The organism is Melioribacteraceae bacterium 4301-Me (assembly GCA_041538185.1).
Lineage (GTDB): Bacteria > Bacteroidota > Ignavibacteria > Ignavibacteriales > Melioribacteraceae > Pyranulibacter > Pyranulibacter aquaticus.
Genome location: JBGORM010000003.1, coordinates 159,925 through 173,595, shown reverse-complemented (window position 1 = coordinate 173,595; position 13,671 = coordinate 159,925). Strand labels below are relative to the sequence as shown.

The window sequence follows — 13,671 nt, the reverse complement described above, 5'->3', positions numbered from 1 at the left end:
TAAATACTCTATTATCTATTAATTACTTTATAAAAAACCTTTTCATACTTTTAATTGGGAATTAAGAAATGTAATGAAAAACTGAGGGCGACAATAAAAATAAAATACCCAATTAACGTTAATGTCTCTAAATAAAAAAGAGGAGTTTTTTCTTTATGTGATGGTATATTCTGCGGTTTCTTATTCTTAATTATTTTCATACTCATTAATGCAAATATGATAGTAATTGCAGCGCCGGTAAAATTCCACCAAAACCAAAAAATAAAATTCTCGGCAAAAATCCATAAAAGAAAGTTGAACGCAACGCCAGAGATTAATCCAATATTAACAGCAGTAGCATTTACTTTTTTAGAAAGAATGGCTAAGATAAAAGTCGCTAAAATAGGTCCATAAAAAAGTGAGCCAACTTTATTAATCGCTTCAATTACTGTACTAGCAATATTGCCAGCGAGAAAAGCCACCCCAATACAAACAAAGCCCCAAAAAATTGTGAACCATCTAGAGTATTTAACATATTTTTCATCAGATATCTTAACTGATTTTCTTCTTATAATTAAATCTTCAACTGCAACAGCAGCTAAAGAATTCATTGTAGAACTCAGGGAAGACATAGCAGCGGATAGAATAGCAACTATAAGTATTCCTATCAAACCATTTGGCATAAAGTTTATTATAAATATAGGTATCATATAATCGGTTTTATCTTTTGGGATTAAGTTCAAAAAATGGGAATTCATTAATGCGAAAGTCCCTATAATTAGTCCAACTAAACAATAACTAAGAGTTATCGGAAATCTAAAAAGACCATTAACAAGCAAGGCTGTTTTCACCTCGTTAAAATTTTTACCAGTCAACGCTCTTTGAGCTTGAGTTTGATCGCATCCATAATAAGACGCATATAGGAAAAACCCACCAATCACCATAGGTAAAAAACCAAACTCAGAACCTTTCCCAATTCCAATATCAGAAAAATTTACTGCCATTAACCTAGATCGGTCAACATTAGAAATAAAATTTTGCAGGCCCCCTAATTCTTTTAACCCAACCCATCCACATAAAAAAATTCCAATTAATAAAATTATCATTTGTATAACGTCAGTGTACACAACTGCTTTCATTCCTCCTAATGTACTGTAAATTAAGGTTACCACACCAGCAATTATTATTGTAATCCAAATAGGAATACCTAATACTGCAGAAAGAACAATCGCTAAAGCATAAACTGAAATGCCAGTAGCAAATGCCCTGCTAAATTGAAAAACAAGACTAATAATCAATCTTGTGCTTAGACCAAATCTTTCTTCAAGAAAACCATAAATACTAACAACATTAGCTTTATAAAGTGGAGGAATTATCACATACATCAAAAAAATCATTGCAAGCGGTACTGCAAATTCGAAACTTAACCATTTTAGTCCCCCATTTTCCCTCAAGCCAACAAAAGCTGGGGCAGATATAAAGCTGATCGCACTAAGCTGAGTAGCCATTGTAGAAAGTGCTATGGGGAACCATCCGAACGACCTTCCCGCAAGAAAGTAATCGCTGGTATCTTTTTGACTTTTACTAAAATGATATCCAATTAAGAGAAGTCCACCAGAATAAAAAATTATAATTAACCAATCCAATAAATTCATTACTTAGACCTTATTAATTAGTTGAGATATTTACTAAAAAGATCGATAAACAATGCAGAAGACCAAGAGAAATGATTTCCTCCATAAGCACCACTGCTAAAATCATTAAGATTTCTTTTGGGATTAAAGTATTCATAAAAACCATATCGACTAATTAGATCGAATGTATCTTGAAGTACTCTTTCGGCTTGAGAATGAAAGTTATAACGTCTTAAGCCGTTATAAAGAAACCAATTTATGTTAATCCAGACAGGACCTCGCCAGTATTTAACAGGATTAAATTCTTTACTTTGCATATCATAAGTCGGAACCAAATAAGTCTCGCCCCCGTTGTTAGAAAATGATGGTGAGTTTAATTTATCTATAATTAGTTGAGCACGTTTCAAATCAGGTATACCGCCATAAATCGGCAACAGACCAGAGACTGACCCAGGCTTAATCTGTTTATTTGCATACAAATCGAAACAAGTATAATAGCGCTCTTCCTCATTCCAAAGTTTGTCATTTATAGAACGTTTAGTTTGTTCATACCACTCCTTAATTTGTGAAGAGTCTTCTTTAAGTATCGACGCTATTTCAATTAAATCCTCATTTGCTTTGCAAAGAATACTATTAAATAAAGGATCTTGAATTAAAAAAACAGACTCAGAAAAGATTAGTTTTTCATCATAGTTATGTTTTTTTGATTGTGCAACTAAATAAACATAACGATCATAATCTTCTTTAGTAGGGCGATTTTCCGGGGAAACTATAGTATTATCTACACGTTTGTATGAAGGAATTTTTACTTTTGTCAAATTTATTCTTTCTAAAGGGTGATCCCAAGATGGAGAATTGTCCATTCCCGATTCCCACGGATGCCTAATATAGACCAACCCCTCTTTGTTTGGGTCGCGATAATCATAAAAAAAACTATGGAGTTTTTTTAGCTTCTCAAACATAAATTTAAGAAAATCTTTATCGGGGTTATTTTTTTGATTTTTGTAAATAATTAAACATACGGTTGAATGTACGGCAGGCATTGTGAGACCTGAGGTGTAAATGTTTTTAGGCGCTTGGGGTGAGAGTTTCGAATTCCAAAAATCAGCACCTGGGAAATATCCTGAAACATTTGGATTAAAAACAATATGAGGAAGCATTCCATTCGCCCATTGCGCTTCAAACAATGATAATATTTCTTGCCTAGCTTTATTTAAATTAAAATGGGAGTATCCAATGGAGATAAAACCGCTATCCCAATTCCACTGATGAGGATATAGTTGTGGTGATGGTTTGGTATATTTCCCTGTCCAGTTCCTTTCAAGATTTTTTTTAGCTATTTCAATTAGATGTTTGATAGTTTTCTCGTCCATCTTTTATCCAAAATAATTGAGGTAATATAGGAGGTGCTTGTTAAAATTTTTAACAAGCACCAATTTTCAGTATCACTTATAAATTATAAGTCAAATCGAAAGTTACCCTTCTAGGTAATATTGGGCGAGCATTTAAATAAGGGAACTGAGTTGGGTCAACACCAGTTGATAATCTGGGATCACCCTCTGTTAATCCCAATGAATCAAATAAATTATACACATGTACACCTAAGCGAAGGGATTGAGCTTGCATAAACTTAAACGTATAGCCAATACCTGCAGAAACAACATGAAAGGCATCCAATTGAAATAAATTGGCATCGTCAGCATACCTGCTTCCTGTGTAACTCCAGTTGATGGATAAATCTACCCCATTGTTTTCATAATTAAGAGTTGTGTTAGTCATAAAATTTGCTTGTCTAAGCGGTTTTTTGTCTTTTAAACTAGTAACTGAACCTGTGCTCACATTGAAAACATTAAAGTCAACGTATCTTGGGTCCTGATAAGTTATAGATGTTTGTAATGTAAATCCTTTCAATGCAATTGGTGCATAAGTACCCGTAAATTCAATACCTACAGATTTACTTTTACCAACGGCTTCAGTTACAAGTACGTTTTGACCATCAATAATTCTTAAATTAGATTGTAATCTATCATTAATATGCAGGTAAAATATTGCTAAAGAGCCTCCAAATTCCGAAAAACTAAACTTTGTTCCTCCTTCTAATTGAATAAATGTTTCGTTCTTATCAGGTGTTGGTTGTTTAAAATTACCCTGTGCATCTAAAGAAACATTACCTGCAAAAGTTGTTAAACCTGGGAAGACATAAGATTTGCTTCCAACAGCATAAAAATTAAACTGATCATTTACTGCATAATTAAATCCCAAAGAACCAGCCCAATCACTAAACTGAACATCACGTCTAATAAATTTACCACTACCCCATTGTATGTTTGAAATAGCTAAGGATTGGTCGTTCGCAGTTCTCAAATCGTAACTCTTTAAGTTTTCTACTTGAACAACCCCAGATTGTTTTTCATATCTAAAACCAATATCAATTCTCAAATTCTGGTTAATTGTCATTTCATCACCGGCAAAAATTGAGAGGTTATTACTAAAAATCTTAGAATTACGATAATTGGGTACTGCTGAGAGAACCCCGTTTCTTGTTATAAAGGTTAGATTTCCATTAGCATCTTTTATAGCTAAATCCATAAGTTTAGGTCTATCTGCCAGCTCAAACAATGCTTGAGTAAAAAGAATTTTATCGCCATATTCTGTTCTAGAAATATAAGAACCTAATGACAATCTATGCTCTGATGATTCAGTGGTAATTTTTTTCTGAAGGACAAATTGTGTAGCTAAATCAGTTGTTGGTCTTATTCTTGCCCAAGTGCCTTGGGGTATAACAGCTGGAACATTAACAGCTAAACCAGGATGTTTTGTATAGGAGAGGATTGCTTGATCGCCAGGGTTTTTTAAATAAGTTTTAACAAAACTATTAATTGGCGAGGCAACAGATGGGATAAAAATATTAAATTCATGTTGAACATCCATCAACTTAATTTTGTTTGAAAATGACCAGCCATCTCCAAATTCGTTATAAAATTCAAACATAGCGGTTGGACCTTTTGTCAACACCCCATTTGACATACGAGAAGTAAAAGTACCATCCGGCGTAGGAAAACTAAAATCTGCAGCTTCGTCTGAATTAAGTGTGCCATCCTTAGCAATTGCAATTTGTTTTGTTTTACTATCGAAAGGAACCGGTAAAAAGAATTGAACTCTATCATTAATAAGAGTTAGATAAAACCTCATGTAACCATTGTTCAGCAACTTTGTTATATTACCTCTAAACTGAAAACCCTGTGTGGGTAATCCACTTACCCTAGGTCCTTCATCATAACGATAGAACCCGCCCAAGTTAAATTTCCAAGTCTCACCGAGTGGTCCGTTGCTATTAAAATCATACCTGTACAAATTTTTATCGCCTGTGGTCAATTTAACTGTGGTTTTTAGTGTAGGACCCCCAGTTTTACTTATGTAATTAATAATTCCACCTGGTGCACTAAATCCGAACAAAGCAGAACTACCGCCCTTTACTACTTCTACTCTATCTATGTTAAGGTCCTGCCTAAAATAAACATCTTGGGCAGACATTCCACCATCATCTCCTATAGAACGAAGAGCCATACCATCCACTTGCAATGTTTGGTAACGATATTGACCCCCGGCAGGAACTCCGCGTACAAAAATATTCGAAGCCACTTCACCACCGCCGCCTTCAGCAGAAATACCTGGTACTTGTGCTAAAACATCTGCTATGCTAGAAGCATTAGAAACTTGGATTAATTCGCCCCCTAATACTGAAATTGAAACACTAGTTTCTTTTTGTGGTCTCTCGCTTCTTGTACCAGTTTTAACAATTTCGTTTAGCTGCAAAATGTCTGGCAACAAAGTGAAATCTAATACCTTAGTTTCTCCGGTTTGCAAAGTCACCTGTTGAGATTCACTTTTGTAACCAACCGCTGAGACTTTCACAGTTACTTTTCCAACTGGAACATTCATTATTTCGTATTCACCGTTAGCATTAGCAGCGGTGCCGATTTGTGTACCCATTATAATCACATTTGCGAAAGGTACTGGCGCTCCTGTTCTATCTATAATTTTCCCTTTAATCGTGCCTCCTTCAAATAAAGATTTGATTCTCTCCTTATCCTCCACTGTAGCTTTTTTAATTGTAATCTGATTATTAATTCTATTAAATATCAATCCATATTCTTTAGATAAAGCCTCAAGAACATTATAAAGTGATTCATCTTCTACTTTAACTGTTACTTTTTCACTAAGTGGAATTTCATCCTGAATATAATTGAATCTGAAATTGGTTTTTTTCTCTATAATCTGTAGAGCCTGCTGGAAAGTAATGTTAACAGCATTAACACTAATTTTAACATCATGTAAATCTTGAGCACCCGAAGGCGCTACAGCAAAGATTAGATTAACAATAATGACCTGTAAAATTACCCCCCAAAAAGAATAAACAGCCATCATTTTGACTATCCATAGAATATTTTTTTTCATATTTTTGTTCTCCATCTTGTTAAACACTGGTTAACTGGTGTTTACTTCTCAAAAAGCCGTGGCAATAGGCGAGATTGCCATGGCTTTTTATTTGTCTAATTTACAGATAATTGGATTCATATCTGAATCACCTCCTTTCTAATTAATAAAAAACAACTTTCTTAATAATATTTGATTGAACAACTGATTTATATTGAAGACCTGTTAGGTTTTTAATTACTTCAGCAACGGTTCTCAGCGATTCTTCTTGAAAGTTAGCAGTAATTTTCAAATTAGCTTTTGATTCATTTAACAGTTCGAATTGCAAGCCATAAAACCTTTCTAGCTTAACAAACACTTTTTTTAGGGGCACGTTATTAAATTTGAGTATATTATCTTTCCAACCTATTGTTTCAACTTTGTCAAATTTTCCCACCTTACTTACATCGTCAATTTTTGAATAGGTTAATTGTTGTTCTGGTTTAAGAACTACTAAATCCTCTTTTATTTTGTTGTCTAACTTCGAAACCTTTACTATCCCGCGTACTAATGAAATTTGTATCTCATTTTCACTTGGATAAGCCTCAATATTAAATGAAGTTCCCATAACCGTTGTTATTATATTACCAGAATAAACCTTAAAGGGTCTTGAAGTATCTTTGGCTACTTCAAAATAAGCTTCACCTTCCAAATATACTTCTCGTTTATAACGAGAACTATTTACTGGATATTTTAATCTACTGTTAGCGTTTAAGATAATTTTAGTACCATCAAGAAAAGTTAAAATAGATTTCTCGCCTATTTTTGTAACTTTTTCGTTCCAAGTTTGCAGATTATTTTTTTCTTTATGAACATCTATTATGTATAATGTACCAAAGATTATTGAGATAAATATTATAATCATTGCAGCAATTTTCAAAAATGAGGGTGAACTAACAATTTTTTTAACCAAATTAGTTTCGTTATCGTTGATGAGTTGAACTAATTTTGAATAAATTTTTTCTTCAATTACCTCTTCATCGCCCATGACTAGCTCATCCCATTCACCCCCCTTTTTTTGAAGGGATTCAAAGTAGCTTTCAATTATTTTCTTTTCATGAGGTGAAAGTGTTCCTTTTTCATAACCTTTAATTAATTTTAATAATTGTAGTCTATCCATACACTTAACTAAAAACTCATTAAAGAAAATTATTTCCAATATTTAAGTACCTTTGAAAGGAAAAAAGTACTACTGAATTTTATAAAGTGCAGCTTTTAGCAAATAAAAAAAGTGTTTTTTAAGGTATGTCTAATAAACTTCAGTGCTTTACTTATTTGATTTTTCACTGTTTGAATTGAGATACCAAGTTTTTCGGAAATTTCCTTATTAGAAAGATTTTCATTTCTACTTAATTCAAAAATCAAGCGGCGTTGCATAGGTAATTTTGATATTGCATCCCTAACATTCTCACTACATTCTATCCTTTCAAAGTTATCCTCTACACTAATTTGAAAAGTCATAAAAACGTCAAGGTCATCTAGTAACTGTTCCTTGTGCTTGCTTTTTCTAATATACTTACAAATTTGATACTTAACTGCTTGATATAAATAAGCATTAAGATTTGTTATACACAGATCATTTCTTCTTATCCATAGGTCAAAAAAGATCTCTTGAATAATATCTTCACAAATACTTCGTTCTCTTAATATATTGTATGCGTAAATGTATAGCTTTGACCAATATAGCTTGAAAATTTCTTTAAATGCTTTTTGGTCGCCTTCTTGTAAACGCTTAATCAATCTAGCATCGGATAAATTAATGATTTGGAGTAACGCTTTGTTTTGGACTTTTTTACCCATAGACCAAGTTTTAAGAAAAAAACAAGCAATTTAGTTACACAATTATTGTATACTCTGATTATTTGTAAAATTAAATATTATTTCTTTCAGAATAAAGGATACCAGTTTCATAACGACGCTAAAAAATTAGGAAATTTTTCGTTTATGCTTATAGAGGAAAGTTATTTAGTAAAAGGATCTAAATTGGTAGTATTGGACTTCTACACGCTGTAGAAGGTAATAATGCAATTTTAAGAATTACTTACAGGAAATAAATCTATAAAAACATGTATCCTATTTTTAGGAAACCCCACTGTTTGTAAACATTTCTCACTATGTCAATCTAAGCATTTGATAATCCAACTATGTAGTTTAATAAGAAATATTTGGAGTGATTTTTTCAAAGAAAAATTTTTCTAATAAAAAATTTGAGTCTAATAAAAATTTGTTGGAATGAATACGTCTCTTCTCAATCAGTGGATTATTCTTTTTAAGAAAAAAGGCTGCCTCAAAATTATATACTTTTAAGACAGCCTTTGTAAAAATTACTCCTGGCAGCTACCTACTCTCCCACGCAGTTGCCCACGTAGTACCATCGGCGTTTACGGGCTTAACTTCTCTGTTCGGAATGGGAAGAGGTGTTTCCCCGTAGCTATAGCCACCAGAAATTTTTATAAATTTGGCATAAATTAAAAATAAAGAACAACAAATGAAAAAAAGAAAGAGTGAAGAGAGTCAACTTAAAAACGATTATCTTTTGACAAAATTATATGGCTAAGTCGCACGACCTATTAGTACTGCTCGGCTGAGTATGTTGCCATACTTACACCTGCAGCCTATCAACCTCGTAATCTACAAGGAGTCTTTAGCCCCGATATTTCTATCGGGAAGGGATACCTAATCTTGAAGTGTGCTTCGCACTTAGATGCTTTCAGCGCTTATCACATCCGTACATAGCTACCCAGCGATGCCGCTGGCGCGACAACTGGTACACTAGAGGTACGTTCGCTTCGGTCCTCTCGTACTAGAAGCGACTCTTCTCAAGTATCCTGCGCCCGCATAGGATAGGGACCGAACTGTCTCACGACGTTCTGAACCCAGCTCACGTACCGCTTTAATTGGCGAACAGCCAAACCCTTGGGACCTTCTTCAGCCCCAGGATGCGATGAGCCGACATCGAGGTGCCAAACCTTACCGTCGATATGAACTCTTGGGTAAGATCAGCCTGTTATCCCCGGCGTACCTTTTATCCTTTGAGCGACGGCACTTCCACTCGCTACCGCCGGATCACTAAGTCCTGCTTTCGCATCTGCTCGACCTGTGTGTCTCGCAGTCAAGCTCCCTTATGCCTTTGCACTCAACGCATGATTACCAACCATGCTGAGGGAACCATTGAGAGCCTCCGTTACTATTTGGGAGGCGACCGCCCCAGTCAAACTACCCGCCTAACACTGTTCCTGATCCTGATTAAAGGACCGAGGTTAGAATCCAAGTAAAACAAGGGTGGTATTTCACCGTTGGCTCCATCCCAACTAGCGTTGAGACTTCATAGCCTCCCACCTATCCTACACATGCTTTACCCGAACCCAATGCTAGGGTGCAGTAAAGGTGCACGGGGTCTTTCCGTCCATATGCGGGTAACCGGCGTCTTCACCGGTACCACAATTTCACCGAGCCCGTGGTTGAGACAGTGCCCAAATCGTTACACCATTCGTGCAGGTCGGAACTTACCCGACAAGGAATTTCGCTACCTTAGGACCGTTATAGTTACGGCCGCCGTTTACTGGGGCTTCGGTTCAGAGCTTCTCCCCGATAAATCGAGGATAACCCCTTCCCTTAACCTTCCAGCACCGGGCAGGTGTCAGTCCCTATACATCGTCTTAATTGACTTCGCAGAGACATGTGTTTTTGTTAAACAGTCGCTTGGGCCATTTCACTGCGGCCTTGTTCAGCTTTGTTCGTAAGAACATCACTTACTTAAGGCACCCCTTATTGCGAACTTACGGGGTCAATTTGCCGAGTTCCTTAACCACGGCTCACTCGAGCGCCTTAGTATACTCAACCCATCTACCTGTGTCGGTTTGCGGTACGGACTGATAAAATTCTCCTGTACGAAGTTTTTCTTGGCAGTATGATTAGGGTCAGTTTGTGGGCTAAGCCCTCCCGTTCGTGTCTCGAGGTTAACGAAGATGCGGATTTGCCTACATCTTCCCTCTACGCACTTAGACCACCTAATCCAAAAGGTGGCTGACCTTTCACTCCTGCGTCACTCCTTACAGTCAAACGAATTTTACCAGGTACAGGAATATTAACCTGTTTTCCATCACCTACGCCTTTCAGCCTCGGTTTAGGGACCGACTAACCCTGAGATGATTAACATTGCTCAGGAAACCTTAGATTTTCGGCGGATCGATTTTTCATCGAACTTATCGTTACTTATGCCTACATTTGCGTTTCCATTCGCTCCAGCATATCTCACGATACACCTTCAGTGCAGAATGGAATGCTCCCCTACCTCCCAACTTAAATGTTGGGACCACAACTTCGGTAAGTAGTTTAAGTCCCGAGAATTGTCGACGCTAAGTCGCTTGACTAGTGAGCTATTACGCACTCTTTAAATGAATGGCTGCTTCTAAGCCAACATCCTAGTTGTCTGAGCAACTTAACATCCTTTCTCTGTTAACTACTATTTAGGGACCTTAGTTGGTGGTCTGGGTTGTTTCCCTTTTGGCAATGAAGCTTATCCCCCACTGCCTGACTGCCGAGAAACATGTGACAGGAATTCGGAGTTTGTCTGGGTTTGGTACCGTTGTGACAGCCCTAGCCCAATCAGTGCTCTACCTCCTGCACACTATTACTCGACGCTAGCCCTAAAGCTATTTCGGGGAGTACGAGCTATCTCCGAGTTTGATTGGTCTTTCGCTCCTACCCTCATCTCATCCAAGCGGTTTTCAACCCACACTAGTTCGGACCTCCATCCCGTGTTACCGGGACTTCATCCTGGACAAGGGTAGATCACCCGGTTTCGCGTCTAGCGCCTCTTACTAAATCGCCCTGTTCAGACTCGCTTTCGCTGCGGCTTCTCCCCAGAGGGGATTAACCTTGCAAGAGACGACTAACTCGTAGGCTCATTATCCAGAAGGCACGCTGTCATCCCGATAAATCGGGACTCCAACTGCTTGTAAGCATACGGTTTCAGGTACTATTTCACTCTCCTGTTAGGAGTGCTTTTCACCTTTCCCTCACGGTACTATGCGCTATCGGTCACAAAGGAGTATTTAGCCTTAGCAGATGGTTCTGCCAGATTCACACAGACTTCCACTTATTCCGTGTTACTTGGGAGTGTTCTCCAAAGAGACATATCATTTTCATCTACAGGACTATCACCTTCTATGGTTGAGCTTTCCAGAACATTCGATTAATGATATGTTTTGTAACTCTTCGACTTAGCGTAAATCAGTCCGAGAACATCCCACGACCCCACCAACACAACGGTTACGCCCTTTAACATGTTGGATGGTTTAGGCTCTTTCCCTTTCGCTCGCCACTACTCAGGAAATCACTATTGTTTTCTTTTCCTCCAGGTACTTAGATGTTTCAGTTCCCTGGGTTAGCTTTATCCGTCCTATGGATTCAGACGGAAATGGTCTTGCATTACCAAGACCGGGTTGCCCCATTCGGAAATCTACGGGTATTAGGTTGTTGCCACCTCACCGTAGCGTATCGCCGGTAACCGCGTCCTTCATCGCCTCTTTGTGCCTAGGCATCCACCGTATGCCCTTAGTAACTTAGCCAAAATCTTATTAAAAGATAGACGTTTTGAAGTTTGACTCAGTGAAAATTATCGTAATGATAATTTCATCACTCTTTCAATTTTTCAAAGAACAATTTTATACAGTAGTGGAGCTAATCGGGATCGAACCGATAACCTCCGCCTTGCAAGGGCGGCGCTCTCCCAATTGAGCTATAGCCCCTAATTTTTAATTAGGGCAGGTTACCTTTTCAGTAGCACAACGCCCAGAAGTGGGCCTGAGTGGAATTGAACCACTGACCTCACGCTTATCAGGCGTGCGCTCTAACCATCTGAGCTACAGGCCCATTCGGTTTAAATAGCCCTTAGGCCATTCGCTCAATAAAAAAAGAACAAAAAATAAAAAAGCAAGCGACTAAAAAATCTTAGATAGTGTAGATTACTCTTTAGAAAGGAGGTGATCCAGCCGCACCTTCCGGTACGGCTACCTTGTTACGACTTAGCCCCAGTCACCGGTTTTACCTTAGGCAGCTCTCTCCTCGCCGAAACGAGGTTGAGTCACTGACTTCGGGTACCCCCGGCTCCCATGGCTTGACGGGCGGTGTGTACAAGGCCCGGGAACGTATTCACCGCGCCGTGCTGATGCGCGATTACTAGCAATTCCAGCTTCATGGAGTCGAGTTGCAGACTCCAATCCGAACTGAGGATGCTTTTTAGGGATTGGCTCCACTTTGCAGTTTGGCAACCCGTTGTAGCACCCATTGTAGCACGTGTGTAGCCCTAGGCGTAAGGGCCATGCTGACTTGACGTCATCCCCACCTTCCTCACTACTTGCGTAGGCAGTCCCATTAGAGTGCCCAGCTTAACCTGATGGCAACTAATGGTAGGGGTTGCGCTCGTTGCGAGACTTAACCCAACACCTCACGGCACGAGCTGACGACAGCCATGCAGCACCTGTACAGATGCCCTTGCGGGAGGGGTACTTTCATACCCTGTCATCTGCCTTTCAAGCCTAGGTAAGGTTCTTCGCGTTGCATCGAATTAAACCACATGCTCCACTGCTTGTGCGGGCCCCCGTCAATTCCTTTGAGTTTCAACCTTGCGATCGTACTCCCCAGGTGGAATACTTAATGCGTTAGCTGCGGCACTGACCCCTAATGAGGCCAACACCTAGTATTCATCGTTTACAGCGTGGACTACCAGGGTATCTAATCCTGTTTGCTCCCCACGCTTTCGCGCCTCAGCGTCAGTTACGGACCAAGAAGCCGCCTTCGCCACTGGTGTTCTTCCAGATATCTACGTATTTCACCACTACACCTGGAATTCCGCCTCTCTCTTCCGAACTCAAGGCTTGCAGTATCAGAGGCAGTTCTACAGTTAAGCTGTAGGATTTCACCCCTGACTTACAAGTCCGCCTACGCGCCCTTTACACCCAGTAAATCCGGACAACGCTCGCCCCCTACGTATTACCGCGGCTGCTGGCACGTAGTTAGCCGGGGCTTTTTCTAAGGGTACCGTCAATGTAAGCTTCCAACTTACTTTTTCGTCCCCTTTAAAAGGAGTTTACAACCTGACGGTCTTCATCCTCCACGCGGCGTTGCTGGGTCACCCTTTCGGGCATTGCCCAATATTCCTCACTGCTGCCTCCCGTAGGAGTCTGGACCGTGTCTCAGTTCCAGTGTGGCTGATCATCCTCTCAGACCAGCTACCGATCGTTGCCTTGGTAAGCCATTACCTTACCAACTAGCTAATCGGATACAAGCCCATCCATAGGCGTCTACTACGACTTTAACAACATCATCATGCGATGCCGCTGCATTATTTGGTATTAGCCCCGATTTCTCGGAGTTATCCCAAACCCATGGGTAGGTTACTTATATATTACTCACCCGTGCGCCAGTTTACTCGAGATATTACTACCTCTTTCTCCTTGACTTGCATGTGTTAAGCACGCCGCCAGCGTTCGTCCTGAGCCAGGATCAAACTCTCCGTTGTAAAATATTTAAATTTCGCGTAATCAGTTGAAACACTACCTAAAGATTTACTTTAGTC

General features: G+C 38.8%; 5 protein-coding genes, 2 tRNA genes and 3 rRNA genes. All 10 read right to left on the bottom strand.

Annotation, left to right across the window (positions count from 1 at the left end):
* Positions 1–50: 50 nt before the first annotated feature.
* Positions 51–1,634 (bottom strand): sodium:solute symporter, encoded by a 1,584-nt coding sequence (locus tag ABRY23_06815; protein ID MFA3782760.1) that lies wholly within the window; start codon positions 1,632–1,634, stop codon positions 51–53.
* A gap of 17 nt (positions 1,635–1,651) precedes the next feature.
* Positions 1,652–2,986 (bottom strand): amylo-alpha-1,6-glucosidase, encoded by a 1,335-nt coding sequence (locus ABRY23_06810; GenBank protein ID MFA3782759.1) that lies wholly within the window; start codon positions 2,984–2,986, stop codon positions 1,652–1,654.
* Positions 2,987–3,062: 76 nt separating this feature from the next.
* A complete protein-coding gene (locus ABRY23_06805; protein ID MFA3782758.1) occupies positions 3,063–6,071 on the bottom strand; it encodes a TonB-dependent receptor domain-containing protein in 3,009 nt (1,002 codons plus the stop codon).
* A gap of 142 nt (positions 6,072–6,213) precedes the next feature.
* On the bottom strand, positions 6,214–7,209 hold the full coding sequence (locus ABRY23_06800) for a FecR family protein (GenBank protein MFA3782757.1): 996 nt from the start codon (positions 7,207–7,209) through the stop codon (positions 6,214–6,216).
* A gap of 95 nt (positions 7,210–7,304) precedes the next feature.
* Positions 7,305–7,889, bottom strand: coding sequence for an RNA polymerase sigma factor (locus ABRY23_06795; protein MFA3782756.1), 585 nt, complete (start codon positions 7,887–7,889; stop codon positions 7,305–7,307).
* Between the two features lie 528 nt (positions 7,890–8,417).
* Positions 8,418–8,534, bottom strand: a 5S ribosomal RNA gene (rrf, locus tag ABRY23_06790).
* A 104-nt stretch (positions 8,535–8,638) separates the two neighbouring features.
* A 23S ribosomal RNA gene (locus tag ABRY23_06785) occupies positions 8,639–11,662 on the bottom strand.
* 107 nt (positions 11,663–11,769) lie between these two features.
* Positions 11,770–11,842, bottom strand: a tRNA-Ala gene (locus tag ABRY23_06780).
* A gap of 50 nt (positions 11,843–11,892) precedes the next feature.
* Positions 11,893–11,966, bottom strand: a tRNA-Ile gene (locus ABRY23_06775).
* A 103-nt stretch (positions 11,967–12,069) separates the two neighbouring features.
* Positions 12,070–13,614, bottom strand: a 16S ribosomal RNA gene (locus ABRY23_06770).
* Together the 16S, 23S and 5S rRNA genes with 2 tRNA genes alongside form the textbook arrangement of a ribosomal RNA operon.
* Positions 13,615–13,671: the final 57 nt, after the last annotated feature.